Genomic DNA, 17,238 nt, shown 5'->3' with positions numbered 1-17,238 from the left:
CCCACATAGAAGGCTACTTCCGTTCTGGAAGCGGCCTTGGCGGCTTTCATACGCCTATGGCCCAAAAGGCCCCCGCCGGTCGGGGCAAAAGGACAGATCTAATGAACGCGCACATCCCCCCTCAGCCCCCGGCTTCCGGCCCCCACAACTCTGGCTCTGGCCCGCAACGTCGCAGCCTGCAAAACCGTGGATACGGAATTCTGGTCGAACCCCTGCGTGGAGAAGTCCAGGTGCGGCGCAATGGCTGTCTCTTGGCCAAGAGCACCCGCGCACGGGTGATGTATGAAACCCGGCTGCCGCCCACAATCTATATTCCGCGGGATGATCTGACCGTGGATCTATCCAACAAGGTGGGGCTTCAAACCTTTTGTCCATTCAAGGGGACGGCCTTTTACCATGACCTGAAGCTGGAAGACGGCCGGGTCGACAATGCGGTTTGGATCTATGAAAATACCCTGCCAGAGGCGGCGCAGATCGAAGGCCATGTCGGCTTTGTTTCAGATCCCTGCACCAAAATCGACCTGGGCGAAAATCTTATTGCACCGCCAGAATATGGCAATATCTCTGGCCCGCTGATTGACTGGCTCCTGCGCGAGGCAGCGTTTCTGCCAACCCCTGCCGAGTTCACCCAGGCCTTTTCGGAAAAACTGCTGGAGCAGGGGGTGCATCTGTCGCGGCTCTCGGTGCTGGCCTGGTCGCTGCATCCGCAGATCGCGGGCAAGAACTTCATCTGGCAGCGCGCCACCAATGAGGTGACGACCTATGCACCCAGTTATGAAATTTATGAACACCCCTCTTATCACGCGAGCCCGCTGCGCCATGTCTCGCGGGGCCGGGGCGGCGTGCGTCACCGCATCGACCGCCAAGACTCGCAGGATGCCTTCCCGATCCTCAGCGATCTGCGCGCCGCCGGGGCCACCGACTATGTCGCCATGCCGCTGCCCTTCTCCGATGGTCGGATCAATGTGCTCACCGTTGCCTCGGATCACCCGGACGGGTTTTCCACTGCGAACCTTGGCCTGATATTTGAATGCTCGGCAGTGGTGGCCCGCTATTACGAGGTCTTCATGCAGCGCGAAAACGCCCAGAGCCTCTTGGAAACCTATGTCGGCAAGCGCACCGGCGCACGGGTTCTGGGCGGCCAAATTCGCCGCGGCGAAGGCGATGAGATCGACGCTGCCATTATGTTTTGCGATCTGCGCGGCTCTACCCTGCTAGAAGAACAGCTGGGGCGGCGCGACTATATCAAACTGCTGAACGGGTTCTTTGAAACCGCCTCGACCATTGTGCATGACAACGGCGGCGAGGTGCTGAAGTTCATCGGCGACGCGGTGCTGGCGGTGTTTCCTGCCGAAGCGGATGGCGAAGAGGCCCGCGCCCAGGCACTCTGCTCCGCCCGCAGCATTACCCCGGCAATTGCCGAACTGGCCGCCGAACATGGCTTGCCTCGGCTTGACTGCGCCAGCGGCATTGCCTTTGGTACCGTAACCTATGGCAATGTCGGCTCGAGAGAGCGACTGGATTTCACCGTCATAGGTCAGGCCGCCAATATCGCCGCCCGCCTGGGTAATCATGGCAAAAGTCTGGGGCATCAGATCGTGGTCAGCCAGAACTCTCTGCCCCGCGCCTGCCAGAACGCCACGCCCCTGGGCCCGCTACAGCTGCACAATGTCAGTACCCCGGTCGAGAGCTACGCTGTGGCCCCGCTGCGCAAAGCCCCCACCGCCAAGCCGCAAGACACTCTCCAGGCAGGCCCACCGCCGGTCCCCGTCACGGTCATTACCCCGAACAGCGCCGACAACACGGCCAGCCCGGTCAAATAGATCCGGTGCAGATCTGCGGTTTGACAGTGGTCCTAGCCTGCCAAAATACTCCCGGTGCGCGGGAGCCCCACGCTGACCGGGCGCAACAAATGCTAGGGCGTGACCCGCGCACGCTGCGCCGCATCGCCCATTGAAATCAACAGCGGCTCACCGTCCTGATGCGCCTTGAACGCCGCCTTGTCCTGCATCCCGCGCCAGCCCTGATGCACCAGCGACTGCGCCACCGCGCCGCCTAGGGTGGTGCCGGGGCCTGTCACAATGAACAGATCCGGGGCAAATTCCAGCGCCGCAGTCTGCACAGCCCGGGTGAAGTCATAGGGTTCGACCACCTGATGCCCCAGCGTATAGTCCCACAGCGCCGCCAGGTCGGTGGATCCCGGCTGCCAAATCGCACCGCGCCCATCCACCAGCGGCACTGCGGGCTGCGTCAGTATTCCCCCGTCCAGCTGTTTGCGCCCCTCGGCGGCCACTGGCACCTGTAGCGCGGTATGAAAACCGGCGTGATTGGCCAGTCGCATCGGGAAGCGATCTGCGATCTGCGGCACGGCAGCCTCAAAGGCAGCCAGGCCCGCGTCATCTCCGGCCAGCACCAACATCCCCCCCAGATCAATCGACAGCGCCAGCACATGATTCCTGCGGGCGTTGATCTGCGCCACCAGCGCCAATAGCTCTGCCTTGCGCTGCGGATCTGGTCGCCAGTCATCGCCGGTAAAGGGATAGACCAACTGACCACCAATCAGATGCTCCTGCATCAGGGTCCCCATGGTGTTCACCAGCGCGAATCCGTCCTGCGGCGACAGCGCGCCAGCAACGGCCAATGCGATATACCAGCCCATGGAGTTGCCGGTGACCGCAACCACCTCGATATCTTCAGCCAGCGCCTGCGCATCCGCCACAGCGCTGGCATAGATCAGCGGTGAAGCGATATCACCGCGCGAGTATTTCCCCACCGAAAACCGTGTCGCCCCATCCAGGGCGGTGACCTCTTCCTGGCCCAATGCGGTTCGCGCTGCATCAAAGCCCGCAAACAGAGCCGCCTTATCGGCGTGATGGCGGTGCAGATAACCCAACTCGGGCTTGTTATAGGTGCCCCGGCCAGGGCAGATCAAAACGGCGGTACGGGTCATTGCTTTGCTCCTACCAGATCCAGCGCGGCGGCAAGGATGCTGTCTTTGGACGGCAGCGTGGCGGCATAGGCCGGTCCGGTTGCGATAAAGCAATCCGCCGCCGCGATGCGCGCAGCCGGGCGATCGCCTTGCTCGCAAAACAGGGCCATCAGCCCCTCGGACTGGCTGCCGGTGCTGCGGCATTCATCGACGATCAGCACATGTTTGCAACCTTTGGTGGCTGCGATCAGCGCCTGTGTCGGCAGCGGGGCCAGCCAGCGCAGATCGATGATGCGGGTCTTGATGCCGCGTGCCTCCAGCTCGGCCTGGGCCTGCGCCGACAGATAGCGGCCATTGCCATAGGTGACGATGGCAAGATCCGTGCCCTCGCCATGCTGGCCGACATCGCCCAGGGCGATGCGCTGATCCGGTGCCGGATAGGTCCGCATCCATTCCCCATCCTTGGCCACCTGCAGATCCCGCATAGGATAAAGCGCGATTGGTTCAACAAAGACCACCACCCGCTGTTCCTCACGCGCCAGACGCACAGATTCGCGCAGCATCTTCGCTGCATCTTCCCCATCCGAAGGGCAGGCAATCACGATCCCCGGAATATCACGCAACACCGCCAGCGAGTTGTCGTTGTGGAAATGGCCACCAAATCCCTTTTGATAGCCAAGGCCGGCAATGCGCAGCACCATGGGGTTGCTGAACTGCCCGTTAGAGAAAAACGGCAGGGTTGCCGCTTCGCCGCGCAGCTGATCCTCGGCATTGTGCAGATAGGCCAGGAACTGAATTTCCGGCATCGGCACAAAACCATTGTGCCCCATGCCAATGGCCAACCCCAGAATCGACTGTTCGTCCAGCAGCGTGTCGATCATCCGATCCGGGCCAAAGCGCTGATGCAGTTTCTGCGTCACCCCGTAGACGCCGCCCTTGCGGCCGACGTCTTCGCCCATCATCACGATTTCACCATGTTCAAGCATCAGATCGGTCAGCGCCCAGTTGATCAGCCGTGACATCGGCTGGGGGTCATCCATCGCCCGCATATCACTGCCAAAGACCTTGGCGCGGACCTCCTCGCTGGGGCCATTGCTGGCGGCGCAGGCCCGCGCAGGCGGGATAAGACTGGCTGCGACATCCGCACCGGTTTTCAGATGTGGACGTGTCACCACCTCGGCGCGGATGCGCTCCACCCGCGCGCAGGTATCAGTGTAGATCTCCAACGCCTTGGCGCGGCCCAGGGCACCGGACTGTTCCAACAGGCGCACCGAATGCAGCAGCGGATCATTGGCCTCATCCGCCTCCACCTCGGCCTTGGGCAAATAGGTCGTCGGCACATCTGCCCCTGCATGGCCATAAAGCCGCACAGTCCGCAGATGCAGAAAAGCGGGTTTCTTGCGGCGGCGCACATAGTCGGCGGCCTCTTGTGCCACGGCATGGGCCGCGTAGATATCCAGCCCGTCCGCCTTGAAGTATTTGATACCTGGGCGGGCCCGCATTGAGGTCTCGATCCAGCCCCGGGGTGTCTTGGTCGAAATGCCGATACCGTTGTCCTCGCAGACAAACAACAGCGGCAGCGGCGTTGATTGCACCGAAGTCCAACCCGCCGTGTTGATCGCCCCCTGCGCAGTGGAGTGATTGGCCGAGGCATCGCCAAAGGAGCACATGACAATGCTGTCGTCGCGCATGATCTTATGCTCGGGCGCATGGCGTTTGGCTGCCCCGATGGAATAGGCGGCACCTACCGCCTTGGGCAGGTGGCTGGCGATGGTTGAGGTCTGCGGCGGGATCATCAGCGCCTTTGATCCCAACACCTTGTGCCGCCCACCCGAGGTAGGATCTTCAGAAGAACAGGCAAAGGACAAAAGCATGTCCCAGGCGATGCGCTGCCCGGGCACCTGATCGGCACGGGCAATCTGAAAGGCAGCATCGCGGTAATGCAGAAAGGCCATATCATCCGGGCGCAGCGCCCTCGCCACAGCCGCCATACCCTCGTGCCCCGACGAGCCGATGGTATAAAACCCCTGCCCCGCCTTTTGCATCGACCGGCTGGTGATATCCAGCGCCCGGCTCAGCACCTGGGCGCGGTAGATACCCACGGCCTGCTCTGCTGGCAGATCACCGGTCGGCGCGGCGCCCTGCGGCAGTTGCCCGGCGCCAACCCGGTCCAAAAAGTTCTGATGCACGATCTGAGCGCGGTCCATTGGCTATCCTTTTGTCATATCTGTGCCCGTTATCAGCGAGAACAGCCATGACTTCCAATGACAATATTCGCCCAACACATGCAATTTTGGCATGAATAAGCCAGCGCAAACCAGGCAATTGCGCAATGCACCCCCGCAGCAGAACGACGGCAGCAGGGGCCAAAGCGGGGCGTGGGACAATATCTTTTTGCCGCAAGATCGCGTAGTCCTGCTATATCCGTGCAATATCGCAGCCAAGGACCACGATGCCCCACGCCCAACCGACCTCTCGCCCTGGATCGCCTGACCGCAAGCACGGCGGATCGCTGCCAAACGGGACCTTTAGGTTTATCGCGCTGGATGTGGAAACCGCCAGCCGTGACAGTGCCAGCATTTGCCAGATTGGGCTAGCCTGTGTCACCGCCAGCAGCCAGATCGTGACCTATAGCACCTATGTGAACCCCGAGCAGAGCTTTTCCCCCTTCAACACCGAACTGCACGGTATTGACGCACAGACGGTGACCTCTGCGCCCTGCTTTCCAGAGGCCTGGCAACGCCTGAAGCCGCTGCTGCAACTGCACCACTTGGTGCAACACAGCAGCTTTGACAGCAGGGCGTTGGACGCTGCCTGCCGCGCCTATCGCCTGCCCAATGCCGACCTCAGCTGGAGCGATAGCGTTCGAATCGCCCGCAAGGCCTGGCCCGAGTTCAAGGGCAATGGCGGCCATGGGCTGGCCAACCTAAAGCAGGAACTGGGGCTGTCTTTTTACCATCACGACGCCGAGGAAGACGCCCGCGCCGCAGCCCAGATCGTGCTCTTGGCAGAGGCGCGTCTGGGGCAGAGTTTTGACCAGATCAGCGGCACCGCGCGCAGAGCCCAGTTCAACCTGCCGCTAACAAAACCATAAGGCGCCGTGCCTGGTCCACGGTCCAAAGCGTCAACGCTGTCGATCTTGCCTCTAATTTGAAGTTCATTTTTGACGATCAACCGGGCTGCATTAACTCCGCGCTCGTTTTCCGCACATATCCTTTGCAAATGCTAACCCCCAACCCGGGCGACAAATTGCGGAGACAAGAATGAACCTTGGTAGAATAACATGCTCACTGGCGGCAACAATTGCGTGCAGCGCCTCGCTTCTGGCCACCCAGGCTATGGCCGACCCGGTGCAGCTCACCACATTGGAATGGCCCCCTTATGTGAATGCAGACGGGTCCGGCACCAGCACGGACCGGGTTGTTGAGATCCTGAAAGGTGCAGGTATCGAAGCAACAGTACGGGTTTTCCCCTGGAACCGAGCCGTCAATCTGGCCGCCAAGGATCCGGCATGGCTTGGCGTGTACCCCGAATACTACTCCGCGACCGATGATGCTGACAAAGGTGGCGAACGCTGCTTGTTTTCCAATTCGTTCGGGACCAGTCCGGTTGGCTTTGTCCAGCGTATCGATGCTCCGATCAGTTGGTCTGACCATGCTGACCTGACCGAATATTCCATCGGCGTTGTCGCGGGCTACCTGAACGAAGAGCGTTTCGACACCATGGTCGCCAATCGGGAAATCAAAACCGAGGAGGTGGCCTCGGATGAGGCAAATCTCAAAAAGCTTGGTGCAGGCCGCATTGATGCCGCCGTGATTGACCGTGAAGTCATGGCGCATCTGCTTGCCACCATGCCAGCGCTTGCAAGCCAATTGGAATTCAACGCCCAGCCGCTGGCCGAGCACGGGTTGCATATCTGCTTTGAAAACTCAGAAGCGGGCCGCAATCTGCGGGATAAATTCAACGCCGCATTTTAACGCAGGCGACACACTGTCCTACAAGGGGCCCGGATTCGTCTGGGCCCTTTCGACTTTGAGATTTGCGCAAAATCCATGGCTGAAAATGAGAAAGCCTCAGGCGTTTCCGCCTAAGGCTTTGATAAAGTGGTGAGCCGTGATGGGTTCGAACCATCGACCTACTGATTAAAAGTCAGTTGCTCTACCAGCTGAGCTAACGGCCCACTTTATAATCGCTGCTTAAGTGCTTTTTCTAAGGTGATCAAGCACTTAATTTGCTATCGTCTGACAAGTCCGTATCGTTCTTGCCGTCTCGATTGGCGGCTGTCTACGGTTAGCAGGGTAAGGGGTCAAGCCCTTTTTTGAACTTTATACGTCACAGACTGGATTCATTTTCATCGCAGGTCTATATGCCCGGTATGAGTATGTATTCAGATCCCCAATTTCCCTTCATGAAGATGCATGGGCTTGGCAATGATTTTGTCGTTGTTGATGCGCGCGCGCGAAAGCTGGCGATCACCCCGGCTCTGGCCAGGGGAATCGCCCACCGCCAGTTTGGAGTCGGCTTTGATCAGTTGGCGCTGATTGAACAGGGCACCGGCGATGCGCATCTCACCTTTTATAACGCTGATGGCTCGACTTCGGCGGCCTGTGGCAATGCCACCCGCTGCATCGCCCGCCATCTGATGGATGAAACGGGCAAGGATAGCCTGCATCTGACCACCGATCGCGGTGATCTCTTTGCCCGCGATGCCGGCGATGGGCTGACATCGGTCAATATGGGCCTGCCGCAGCTTGCCTGGGATGAAATCCCCCTGACAGAAGCGATGGATACTCTCGAACTCCCCATCGAAGGCAGCCCAACCGCCACTGGCATGGGCAATCCGCATTGCACCTTCTTTGTCGAAGACGCCGATTTGATTCCGCTGGCCGAATTTGGCCCACGCTATGAACACCACCCGCTGTACCCACAACGTACCAACGTGCAGGTCGCCCATGTGGTCGGCCCCGATCACATCCGCATGCGCGTCTGGGAGCGTGGCGTTGGCGTCACCCTGGCCTCTGGCTCCTCGTCCTGCGCAACCGCCGTGGCCGCGCATCGCCTTGGCCTGACAGGGCGCAGGGTGCAGGTTGATCTGGATGGCGGCCGCCTCTGGATCGACTGGCGCGATGATGGTGTCTGGATGACCGGCCCCACCATGCATGTCTTTACCGGCAGCTTCACCACCGCCTTTCTCGAAAGCCTCTGACATGTCCGCACCCAAGTTCACCACCCTGGGCTGCCGCCTCAACGCCTATGAAACCGAAGCGATGAAAGAGCTGTCCCAGCATGCCGGTCTCGACAATCTGGTTGTGGTCAATACCTGCGCGGTGACGGCGGAAGCGGTGCGAAAATCGCGCCAGGAAATCCGCCGCCTGCGCCGCGACAACCCAGAGGCCCGCATCGTGGTCACCGGCTGCGCCGCCCAGACCGAACCGGAAACCTTTGCCCAGATGGCAGAGGTCGACACCGTCCTGGGCAATACCGAAAAGATGCAGCCGGAAACCTGGGCAGGTATGGCCGCTGATTTCATTGGCGAAACCGAAAAGGTCCAGGTCGATGACATCATGTCGGTGACTGAAACCGCCGGCCATTTGATTGACGGCTTTGGCACCCGTAGCCGCGCCTATGTACAGGTGCAAAACGGCTGCGACCACCGCTGCACCTTCTGCATCATTCCCTATGGCCGCGGCAACTCCCGCTCGGTCCCGGCTGGCGTTGTGGTGGACCAGATCAAACGGCTGGTGGATAAGGGCTACAACGAGGTTGTGTTGACTGGCGTTGATCTCACCAGCTGGGGCGCCGATCTGCCCGCCACGCCAAAACTCGGCGATCTGGTGATGCGTATCCTGAAACTGGTCCCCGATCTGCCGCGCCTGCGGATCTCCTCGATCGATTCGATTGAGGTCGATGACAACCTGATGCAGGCCATCGCCACTGAACCGAGGCTGATGCCGCACCTGCATCTGTCGCTACAGCACGGCGACGATCTGATCCTCAAACGCATGGCCCGGCGTCATCTGCGCGACGACGCCATCCGCTTTTGCGAAGACGCACATCGCCTGCGCCCCGAAATGACCTTTGGCGCCGATATCATCGCCGGCTTTCCAACAGAAACCGAAACGCATTTTGAAAACTCTCTGAAGCTGGTTACAGACTGCAACCTCACCTGGCTGCATGTCTTCCCCTATTCAAAACGCGACGGCACCCCAGCGGCTAGGATCCCCAATCAGGTCAATGGCAATACCATCAAATCCCGCGCCGCCCGCCTGCGCACCGCCGGAGAGACCCAGGTGGCCCGCCACCTTGCCAGCCAGGTCGGCAGATCACACCAGGTGCTGATGGAAAATCCCCATTTGGGCCGCACCGAACAATTCACCGAGGTGAAATTCGCCACCCCCCAAACCGAAGGCAATATCATCTCCGCCCGCATTCTTGGCATCGACGGCTCCCGGCTCACCGCCTGACGCCCGCAAAGCCTTTCATCTTGCCAAAAATACCTCGGGGTGAATGGGCGTTCACGCCCAGAGGGGCGGCGCCCCTGCGCCCGCCTGCCGCCCGGCCAAACAAAAGGCCCCTGCAAATTATCTTGCAGGGGCCTTTCCTAATCTTAAACCAGCCTATCAGGCGGTTTTCTTATTCTTATGCGGTGCCCAGAGCTTCTTGTTGGTCAGATAGAGCAGAACCGACAAGACAGTCAGAATCAGCACGCCAACGAATCCGGCCTGCTTGCGCGCCATCATCTTGGGTTCAGCTGTCCACATCAGGAAGGCCGCAACGTCCTGCGCCATCGCCTCGACATTATTTTCATGCCCATCGGCGAATTCGACCTGCTCATCAAACAGGGGCGGTGCCATTGAAATCCAGCCGCCAGGGAAGGCAGTGTTTTCATAAAAGAGCGTCCCCGCCTCTTCCTTTTCTTCGCCGGTATAGCCGTGCAGCAATGACGCGATATATTCCGCGCCGCCAATGCCTTTGAACAGCTGGTTGATACCGGATCCATAGGGACCATGGAAACCGGCCCGTGCCTTTGCCATCAGGCTCAGGTCAGGGGCGCCAGCGGCGGTATTGGCCGGAAAATGGTCAATCGGCTTTGCTGGACGATCTTCATCTAGTTCCGCGTCATAGACCGAGAAATTATCGGCAGCATAGGCGCGGACCTGGTCCTCGGGCAGCGCTGGGCCGCCCTCATCCGCCAAGGTGCGCAGCGGCACGAATTTCAGCCCGTGGCAGGCAGAACAGACCTCGGTGTAGATTTGTAGGCCGCGCTGCAGCTGGTTTTGATCATAGGCGCCGAATGGTCCTTCGAACGAGAACTGAAAGTCCTCGACGTGGCCGCTTCCGCCTGCCGCATGGGATGCGACAGGGGCAAGGGCAACAGCGAAGGCGGCACCGATTGCGAGTTTCTTCAACATTGGTAGCTGTCCTTCTCAGTTACTCGGCAGGAGTGGCTGCGTCGGATTTCTCGCCATAGTGGGCGTCGAAATCTTCTTCGATTGTAGCAGGCTCTGCCAGTGGCTTCTCGATGACACCCAGGATCGGCAGGATCACCAGGAAGTAGCCGAACCAGTAGGCCGATGCGATCAGTGAGAAAGAGGCATAGGGCTCTTCCGCAGGCATCGCGCCCAGCCACATCAGGGCAAAGAAGTCAAAGACCAGCAGGTAGAACCACCACTTGAACATCGGACGATAGCGACCGGAGCGCACGCGGCTGGTATCCAGCCAAGGCACCAGCGCCATCACGGCAATCGCACCAAACATCGCCAGAACCCCAAAGAACTTGGCGTCGACAATGCCACCGGTCACAAAGGAGGCAATCTGCACAACCCAGACTTCCGAAGTGAAGGCCCGCAGGATCGCGTAGAAGGGCAGGAAGTACCATTCAGGAACGATATGCGACGGGGTCACCAGCGGGTTTGCCTCGAGATAGTTATCGGGGTGGCCCAGGTAGTTTGGCATAAAGCCGACAATAGCCCAGAAGATCACCAGAACCACGGCCAGGCCGAGGAAATCCTTGATCACAAAATAGGGCCAGAACGGCAGGGTGTCTTTCTCGGCTTCCGCTTTCGACCCCTTGCGCACATCAACCCCGGTTGGGTTGTTGTTGCCAGTGGTATGGAAGGCCCAGATATGGACCACAACCAGCGCCGCGATGACAAAGGGCAGCAGATAGTGCAGCGAGAAGAAGCGGTTCAGCGTGGCGTTGTCCACCGCAGGCCCGCCCAGCAGGAAGGTCTGCAGCGCGTCGCCAACAAAGGGAATCGCGCCGAACAGGCCAGTGATCACGGTCGCACCCCAGAAGGACATCTGCCCCCAGGGCAGAACGTAGCCCATGAAACCAGTGGCCATCATCAGCAGGTAGATGATCATGCCGATAATCCAGGTGATCTCACGCGGGGCCTTGTAAGAGCCATAGAAAAGGCCGCGGAAGATGTGGATATAGACGGCGACAAAGAACAGCGAGGCGCCGTTCGCGTGCACATAGCGCAACATATGGCCACCATTCACGTCGCGCATGATGTGCTCAACGGAGGCAAAGGCCATATCGGCATGGGGGGTGTAGTGCATCACCAGCACAATGCCGGTTACAATTTGCAGTACCAGGCAGAAGGCCAGCACAATGCCCCAGATCCACCACCAGTTCAGGTTCTTCGGGGTGGGGATCATGATGGTGTCATAAACCAGGCCGACGATGGGCAGGCGGCTATGCAGCCACTTTTCTGCGCCCGTCTTTGGTTCGTAATGGTCGTGCGGAATACCGGACATTTGGCGTCTCCTTATCCCAGCTTAATGGTTGTTGCGTCGGTGAACTCTGCGACGGGAACGTGCAGGTTCTGGGGCGCGGGGCCTTTGCGGATCCGGCCAGCGGTGTCGTAGTGCGACCCGTGACAGGGGCAGAACCAACCGTTGAAATCGCCAGAACCGTCGCCCAGCGGCACACAGCCGAGGTGGGTACAAACACCCATCATCACCAGCCATTCGCCGTTCTCATCCATGGTGCGGTTTTCATCCGCAGCATCGGTGCCAGGCTTGTTGGGGTTCTCCGACGAGTCGTCGATCAATACGGACACATCGACAGCGCGGGCTTCGTCGATCTCTGCCTGAGAGCGACGGCGGATGAACACGGGTTTCCCCAAGAACATCACACTGATCTGCGTTCCAACCTCTACGCCACTCACATCCACCAGGATCGAGGACAGCGCCTTGACGTCAGCCGAGGGGTTCATCTGGTTGACCAAGGGCCATACGGCGGCACCCGCGGTCACTGCCCCGGCGCCGGCAGTGGCGTAGTAGAGGAAATCTCTCCGGGTTCCTTCGTTGTCTTCTGCGTGGGACACGAGGTTTTCTCCATTTCCAGCGCCCGTTTAGGGCAAACATGCGCATGCACCACGAAAACGCGGTGATCATCGCGGGTCATAAACAGGTGAAAGGCGTTCGTCCAGCGGTCAAAGCCGCGCAGGTCCCTACAGTTTCAAGTTTCTTTGCAACGGCGCTTTCAAAGCAACAGCCAGCTGCCGCCAGCTGTCGCGAAATAAAGATGGCTTTAACCTTTTGGCGGCCGCGTGGCCTGCATAGAGGCGCGCGATTCGAAGCCTTCGAACCAAGCGGCCAGCGCTAGATTGTCGGCCCGCCAATCAAGTGTTGGATGGCGGAAATCCACATAGCCAAGACCACAGGCCACCGCGATCTGTCCGATATCCAGCATCCCCTCCAGATGTGGCATCCACTGCGCATTCAGCGCCGTGCAGGCCGCCAGGACCTTACCGTGCTGCGCCTTGATCCAATCCTGCGACTGCTGATCTTCGGGGCGCAGGCGCAGTTCATAAGCGGCAAGAACAGCCGCATCCATCAGGCCATCGGCCAGGGCCTCTAGCACTTTGCTGTCCCAGCCCTTGTTATAAAGATCCGCCCCAGCGCGCATATTCAGGTAATCACAAATCACCCGGCTATCAAAAAGCACCCCACCGTCTTCACGCTCCAACGCCGGGATTTTTGCCAGTGGGTTCTGTGCCTGCACATCAGCGCTGGGGGCAAAGGGCGAGGTCACCACCTGGTTAAGCGTAACCTGATCCAGCGTTTCGGTTTCGTGCAATAGCACCATAACCTTGCGCACAAAGGGGGAAGTCGGGGCATAGTGAAGTTTCATCGCGCTCTCCTTGTCGATTGGTCGCAGCCTAGCCACTTGGCGGCAAATGGAAAACCCAACAGACCATGATCCTGCCAATTCCCCAAAAGCCCTGCGTCACATCTGCACTTCCTGTCTTGCGCGCCGCGCAACTTCTTGGCAGGGTCATGCTGTTCTCAGGGCGGGGTGAAATTCCCCACCGGCGGTAAGCGGGGTTTCCCCGTAAGCCCGCGAGCGGCTTTTGCGTTTGACGCCTCCACAGCCCGAAAAGTGGGAACCGGTTTTCGGACTGTGCTGTGGAGCAAACAAGGAAGTGTCTAGCAGATCTGGTGAGATTCCAGAGCCGACGGTCATAGTCCGGATGGAAGAGAACGTACGACGAAACTGCCTTTGGCTGCCGCCAGATGTGGTTTGTGTTGTTCGTTATCGCCTTGGGTGACGTGTCAAAACCTATAGGAGAGACCCATGACACACACCCGCTATGCCTTTATCAAGGCGCAATGGCATGCCGATATCGTAGACCAGGCGCTGACTGGTTTCACCCAACTCATCCCAGCTGAACAGGTTGATGTCTTTGACGTGCCCGGCGCGTTTGAGATGCCTCTGATGGCGCAAGAGCTGGCCAAGACAGGCAAATACGCCGCTGTGGCCTGCGCCGCACTGGTGGTCGATGGTGGTATCTACCGCCATGATTTTGTCGCCCAGGCCGTTGTCGACGGGCTGATGCGCGCCGGCATGGACAGTGGGGTGCCGGTTCTGTCGGTCTCGCTGACACCGCATCATTTCCAGGAAACAGATCACCATAGCGCCATCTACCGCGCGCATTTCATCGACAAGGGTCGCGAAGCTGCCCAGGCCGCGCTGATGATCACCAAGACACGGCAGCAGGCGCTGGCAGCTTCTGTCGCCGAAACCGGTCAGGTCGCCGCCTGATCCAGCGGCGCGCATCCAGAACCGGTGCGCGCCCTTTTCTGGCCTCTCAGCCCAGGACATTAACCCAGATAGGCCTTCAGGGCGGGTGGCGGGTTGTCCAACAGGGCAGCTGTGGGCTGCGGCGCATGGGCCTGCCCCTCTGCCACCAAGATCACCTGATCAGCGATTCGGCGGGCATCCTGCGGGTCATGGCTGACCATCAGCACCGTGGCACCGGTTTCGCTGGCGATTTCCGCCACCAGATCCAGCATTTCCGCCTTCAGCGCCGGCCCCAATGCGGCAAAGGGTTCATCCAGCAGCAGCAGATCGCGCCGCTGCAACAAGACCCGCGCCAGCGCCACCCGGCTTTGCTGCCCACCCGACAGCGCGGCGGGTTTACGCGCGGCCAGATCAGCCAGGCCAACCCGATCCAGGGCGCGTTGCACCTTTGTCTGCTCTGGCAGGGTCAGGCGCAGATTGGGTCGCAGCCCAAGCCCCGCGTTCTGCGCCACAGTCAGATGCGGAAACAGATTGCCATCCTGAAACAGCATCGCCACGGGACGCTTGCCCGGATCCATTGCGCTCAGATCCTGCCCCTGCCACAGAATACGCCCCTGTGTCAGGGGCAAGAATCCCGCGATTGCTTCGATCAGGGTTGTCTTGCCCGCCCCCGAGGGGCCAACCACCGCCACCCGTGATCCAGCCGCGATCTGCAGATCTGCGCTGACCTTAAAGACACCATTGGCGATCTCACAATTCTCAAGCCTCAGCATGCCAGCGGCCTCCGCGATCCAATAACCAGAATGCCCCCATCGACAGCAGCAGCAAAAGCAACGCCGCGCCCGCTGCGGCCTGCATCTGATAGGCCCCCATCAGGCGATAAACCTGCAGCGGCAGGGTCGCAACCTCCGGGTCAGCAAAAAGGGCGATCACCCCCAGATCCCCCATCGACAGCGCCGCAGCCAGCCCCGCAGCAAAGCCGATCTGCGCCCGCATCCGCGGCAAAAACACCCGCCAGACAAACGCCGTGCCCGCCATATCAAGCGAAAGCGCCAACCGGCCGTAGCGCATCGTGATCTCACGCGCACGCGGTACTAGAATGCGCAGCGCAAAGGGCAGCGCCATCACCGCATTGACCAGCGCCGTCACCGGCAAGGCCAGCAAGAACGGGTCTGCAATCGGATAGATCACAATGAACAAACCGGTCCCGATCACCAGGGGCGACGCCGCCAGCCCCAGAATACCCGCGCCCTCAATCGCTTTCCACCGCCCCAGCGCCACAGCCGCCGCCATCGGCAGCGCCAATCCCAGCAACAACAGGGTGCTGATCACCGCCACCAGCACCGAGGTCAGCGCCGCTGCCCAGACTCCGCTTGGCAAAAGCAAAAGCCCCGGCAGACCAGACAGGACAACCGCCGCCAGCGGCAGAACAAGGAACAGCCCCGCCAGCGCGATCCATCCTGCATCCAGCAGGCGCGCCGTGACCCCCGCGCCATCCCAGCGCCGCAGCACCCGGTCCAGACCGGCCCCCATGCCCTCCCCGGCAGAGACCCGCAGCGCCACATAGGCGGCACAGCCCGTCAGCCCCAGCTGCAACACCGACAAGAGCGCCGCCCGGCCCAGGTCAAAATCAAAGCGAAAAGCCTGATAAATCGCCAGTTCGATCGTGGTGGCCCGCGGCCCGCCCCCAAGGGTCAGCGCCACGGCAAAACTGGACAGACAAATGGCAAAGACCACCGCCAGCGCCCCCGGCACCACGCGCCGCAGCATCGGGGCCTCCAGAAGCTGCCACATGGCCCCAGGCCCCGCGTTCAACTGGGCCGCCAGGCGAAAGCGCTCCGCCGGAATTTCCTGCCAACCCTGCAAAATCAGCCGCGTCGCCAATGGCAGGTTAAAAAACACATGCGCCAGCACCACGCCGTGCAGCCCGTAGATCTGCAGGGGCTCCGCACCAAAATAGATCATCACCTGGCTGACCCAGCCCGCCCGGCCAAACACCGCCAGCAGACCCAGGATCGCCACAATCACCGGCAGGATAAAGGGCGCGCCCAGCAGGGCAATCAGCACCGATCGGCCCCAAAACCGCCGCCGCGCCAGCGCCCGCGCCAGACCAGTGGCAAGACCCACACTAATGCCAGCCGACAACAGCGCCTGCACCAGGGTAAAGCGCAGTGCCGCCCAATCACTGGCAGCAAAGCCGCGACCAGGCTCCGCCCGTAGGGCCACCGCCGCCAGCGTTCCAAAGATCAGCGCGGCCACCAACAGGGCCGCGCCAATACCCGGAAATGCGCCTATTGGCTCAGCGCGTCGAGCCATTCGTCCAATGCACCATCACGCAGGGCTGCAGCATCCTCTGCCGACAACAGCAAAGACTTGGCCGGGGTGATCAGGGTCTCAAACCCAGCTGGCAGGCCGCCAGCCGGTGTCACCGAAGGATACATCCAGTTGGTGGTTGGGATGACCGACTGGAACTCTTCACGCACCATGAACTGCATGAAGTCACGCGCCAGCTCCGGCTGATCGCTCCCGGCAAGAATACCGGCGACTTCCACCTGCATATAATGCCCCTCATCAAAGGCAGCCGCCGCTTTTGAGGCATCTTCCTCAGCGATCAGATGATAGGCGGGCGAAGTGGTATAGGACAGGACCATATCAGCCTCCCCATCCAGGAACAGACCATAGGCCTCGGACCAGCCCTTGGTCACGGTGACCACATTGTCCGCGAGATCCGCCCAGATCACTGGTGCTTCATCACCATAAGCGGCCTTCACCCACATCAAGAGCCCCAGGCCAGGGGTCGAAGAGCGCGGATCCTGAATGACAATCTTCATATCGCTGGCACCCAGCGCCTTGAAATTGGTTGGCGCCGTGGCATCGACATTGTGAACAAAGGCAAAATAGCCCCAGTCATAGGGCGCAAAGATCGCATCATCCCAGGCAACCGGCAGGTCATATTCAGCGCTGACACCATGTTCGGCAAACAGGCCGGTGTCCTTGGCCGCTGCGGTCAGATTGGTATCCAGCCCCAAGACCACATCCGCATCCGATCGCGCTCCTTCCAGCTTGATCCGGGCCAGCAAGGCCGCGCCATCGCCTGCCCCCACCAACTTCAGATCGCAGCCGCACTGCGCCTCAAAGGCTTTTTCCACCAGCGGACCAGGGCCCCAGTCGGAAACAAAACTATCGTAGGTATAGACAGTCAGCTCTGGCGTATCGGCATAGGCCGCCGTCGCGCTCAAGAGTGCCGCTGCAAAAACGGAATACTTCATGGCAT

Annotated in this window: 15 protein-coding genes, 1 tRNA gene and 1 riboswitch; of the genes, 6 read left to right on the top strand and 10 right to left on the bottom strand. The window is 60.4% G+C overall.

Annotation, left to right across the window (positions count from 1 at the left end):
- Window positions 1-101: 101 nt before the first annotated feature.
- Window positions 102-1,823: a DUF427 domain-containing protein gene (locus LRK71_RS05415; protein ID WP_232401649.1), complete on the top strand. Its 1,722-nt coding sequence runs from the start codon at window positions 102-104 to the stop codon at window positions 1,821-1,823.
- A gap of 92 nt (window positions 1,824-1,915) precedes the next feature.
- Here LRK71_RS05415 and LRK71_RS05410 read toward each other — a convergent pair whose 3' ends face one another.
- Entirely contained in the window at window positions 1,916-2,950 is a 1,035-nt protein-coding gene (locus LRK71_RS05410; protein ID WP_232401647.1) for an ACP S-malonyltransferase, read from the bottom strand.
- Window positions 2,947-5,136: a thiamine pyrophosphate-dependent enzyme gene (locus LRK71_RS05405; protein WP_232401645.1), complete on the bottom strand. Its 2,190-nt coding sequence runs from the start codon at window positions 5,134-5,136 to the stop codon at window positions 2,947-2,949. Before LRK71_RS05405 ends, LRK71_RS05410 begins: the two co-directional genes overlap by 4 nt.
- A gap of 245 nt (window positions 5,137-5,381) precedes the next feature.
- Between LRK71_RS05405 and LRK71_RS05400 the strand changes: the two genes are divergently transcribed.
- Complete coding sequence (locus LRK71_RS05400; protein WP_232401643.1) at window positions 5,382-6,023, top strand: 3'-5' exonuclease; 642 nt, start codon at window positions 5,382-5,384, stop codon at window positions 6,021-6,023.
- 169 nt (window positions 6,024-6,192) lie between these two features.
- Window positions 6,193-6,906: a substrate-binding periplasmic protein gene (locus LRK71_RS05395; protein WP_232401641.1), complete on the top strand. Its 714-nt coding sequence runs from the start codon at window positions 6,193-6,195 to the stop codon at window positions 6,904-6,906.
- Between the two features lie 127 nt (window positions 6,907-7,033).
- Here LRK71_RS05395 and LRK71_RS05390 read toward each other — a convergent pair.
- Window positions 7,034-7,109 (bottom strand) — tRNA-Lys (locus LRK71_RS05390).
- Between the two features lie 186 nt (window positions 7,110-7,295).
- Here LRK71_RS05390 and dapF point away from each other — a divergent pair.
- Both dapF and mtaB read left to right on the top strand, forming a co-directional pair.
- Window positions 7,296-8,135: a diaminopimelate epimerase gene (gene dapF, locus LRK71_RS05385; protein WP_232401639.1), complete on the top strand. Its 840-nt coding sequence runs from the start codon at window positions 7,296-7,298 to the stop codon at window positions 8,133-8,135.
- 1 nt (window position 8,136) lies between these two features.
- Window positions 8,137-9,393 (top strand): tRNA (N(6)-L-threonylcarbamoyladenosine(37)-C(2))-methylthiotransferase MtaB, encoded by a 1,257-nt coding sequence (gene mtaB, locus LRK71_RS05380; RefSeq protein WP_232401637.1) that lies wholly within the window; start codon window positions 8,137-8,139, stop codon window positions 9,391-9,393.
- Between the two features lie 156 nt (window positions 9,394-9,549).
- On the opposite strand, the gene LRK71_RS05375 is transcribed toward mtaB, so the two are convergent.
- The 4 genes from LRK71_RS05375 to LRK71_RS05360 all read right to left on the bottom strand — a co-directional run bounded on the left by LRK71_RS05375 (window position 9,550) and on the right by LRK71_RS05360 (window position 13,073).
- A complete protein-coding gene (locus LRK71_RS05375) occupies window positions 9,550-10,341 on the bottom strand; it encodes a cytochrome c1 (protein WP_232401636.1) in 792 nt (263 codons plus the stop codon).
- Between the two features lie 19 nt (window positions 10,342-10,360).
- Window positions 10,361-11,692, bottom strand: a complete 1,332-nt coding sequence (gene petB, locus LRK71_RS05370) for a cytochrome b (RefSeq protein ID WP_232401633.1) — start codon at window positions 11,690-11,692, stop codon at window positions 10,361-10,363.
- A gap of 11 nt (window positions 11,693-11,703) precedes the next feature.
- Entirely contained in the window at window positions 11,704-12,264 is a 561-nt protein-coding gene (petA, locus tag LRK71_RS05365) for a ubiquinol-cytochrome c reductase iron-sulfur subunit (protein ID WP_232401631.1), read from the bottom strand.
- A 206-nt stretch (window positions 12,265-12,470) separates the two neighbouring features.
- Window positions 12,471-13,073, bottom strand: coding sequence for a glutathione S-transferase (locus tag LRK71_RS05360; protein WP_232401629.1), 603 nt, complete (start codon window positions 13,071-13,073; stop codon window positions 12,471-12,473).
- A gap of 147 nt (window positions 13,074-13,220) precedes the next feature.
- Window positions 13,221-13,429, top strand: a riboswitch (FMN riboswitch).
- Between the two features lie 88 nt (window positions 13,430-13,517).
- Between LRK71_RS05360 and LRK71_RS05355 the strand changes: the two genes are divergently transcribed.
- Window positions 13,518-13,985 (top strand): 6,7-dimethyl-8-ribityllumazine synthase, encoded by a 468-nt coding sequence (locus LRK71_RS05355; protein ID WP_232401627.1) that lies wholly within the window; start codon window positions 13,518-13,520, stop codon window positions 13,983-13,985.
- Window positions 13,986-14,044: 59 nt separating this feature from the next.
- Here the strand turns inward: LRK71_RS05355 and LRK71_RS05350 are convergent, their stop codons facing one another.
- From LRK71_RS05350 to thiB, 3 genes are read right to left on the bottom strand one after another with little or no spacing between them, the layout of a single operon-like run.
- Window positions 14,045-14,737, bottom strand: coding sequence for a thiamine ABC transporter ATP-binding protein (locus LRK71_RS05350; protein WP_232401625.1), 693 nt, complete (start codon window positions 14,735-14,737; stop codon window positions 14,045-14,047).
- Window positions 14,724-16,280, bottom strand: a complete 1,557-nt coding sequence (locus LRK71_RS05345) for a thiamine/thiamine pyrophosphate ABC transporter permease ThiP (RefSeq protein ID WP_232401623.1) — start codon at window positions 16,278-16,280, stop codon at window positions 14,724-14,726. Before LRK71_RS05345 ends, LRK71_RS05350 begins: the two co-directional genes overlap by 14 nt.
- Window positions 16,256-17,233, bottom strand: coding sequence for a thiamine ABC transporter substrate binding subunit (gene thiB / locus LRK71_RS05340; protein ID WP_232401621.1), 978 nt, complete (start codon window positions 17,231-17,233; stop codon window positions 16,256-16,258). The genes LRK71_RS05345 and thiB overlap by 25 nt, the downstream gene beginning before the upstream one ends.
- Window positions 17,234-17,238 lie beyond the last annotated feature (5 nt).

Origin of the sequence: Pseudophaeobacter flagellatus (assembly GCF_021228235.1) — a bacterium.
GTDB classification, from domain to species: Bacteria; Pseudomonadota; Alphaproteobacteria; order Rhodobacterales; family Rhodobacteraceae; genus Pseudophaeobacter; species Pseudophaeobacter flagellatus.
The sequence above is the reverse complement of the archived record's forward strand: the minus strand, read 5'-3'. Positions and strand labels throughout refer to the sequence as shown.

Excerpts from the sequence above, each read along its gene's own strand:
- LRK71_RS05345 (WP_232401623.1), bottom strand. The coding sequence starts at position 16,280 with ATGGCTCGACGCGCTGAGCCAATAGGCGCATTTCCGGGTATTGGCGCG.
- LRK71_RS05350 (WP_232401625.1), bottom strand. The coding sequence starts at position 14,737 with ATGCTGAGGCTTGAGAATTGTGAGATCGCCAATGGTGTCTTTAAGGTC.
- LRK71_RS05395 (WP_232401641.1), top strand. The coding sequence starts at position 6,193 with ATGAACCTTGGTAGAATAACATGCTCACTGGCGGCAACAATTGCGTGC.
- mtaB (WP_232401637.1), top strand. The coding sequence starts at position 8,137 with ATGTCCGCACCCAAGTTCACCACCCTGGGCTGCCGCCTCAACGCCTAT.
- LRK71_RS05375 (WP_232401636.1), bottom strand. The coding sequence starts at position 10,341 with ATGTTGAAGAAACTCGCAATCGGTGCCGCCTTCGCTGTTGCCCTTGCC.
- LRK71_RS05410 (WP_232401647.1), bottom strand. The coding sequence starts at position 2,950 with ATGACCCGTACCGCCGTTTTGATCTGCCCTGGCCGGGGCACCTATAAC.
- LRK71_RS05400 (WP_232401643.1), top strand. The coding sequence starts at position 5,382 with ATGCCCCACGCCCAACCGACCTCTCGCCCTGGATCGCCTGACCGCAAG.
- thiB (WP_232401621.1), bottom strand. The coding sequence starts at position 17,233 with ATGAAGTATTCCGTTTTTGCAGCGGCACTCTTGAGCGCGACGGCGGCC.
- dapF (WP_232401639.1), top strand. The coding sequence starts at position 7,296 with ATGCCCGGTATGAGTATGTATTCAGATCCCCAATTTCCCTTCATGAAG.
- LRK71_RS05415 (WP_232401649.1), top strand. The coding sequence starts at position 102 with ATGAACGCGCACATCCCCCCTCAGCCCCCGGCTTCCGGCCCCCACAAC.
- petB (WP_232401633.1), bottom strand. The coding sequence starts at position 11,692 with ATGTCCGGTATTCCGCACGACCATTACGAACCAAAGACGGGCGCAGAA.
- LRK71_RS05355 (WP_232401627.1), top strand. The coding sequence starts at position 13,518 with ATGACACACACCCGCTATGCCTTTATCAAGGCGCAATGGCATGCCGAT.
- LRK71_RS05360 (WP_232401629.1), bottom strand. The coding sequence starts at position 13,073 with ATGAAACTTCACTATGCCCCGACTTCCCCCTTTGTGCGCAAGGTTATG.
- LRK71_RS05405 (WP_232401645.1), bottom strand. The coding sequence starts at position 5,136 with ATGGACCGCGCTCAGATCGTGCATCAGAACTTTTTGGACCGGGTTGGC.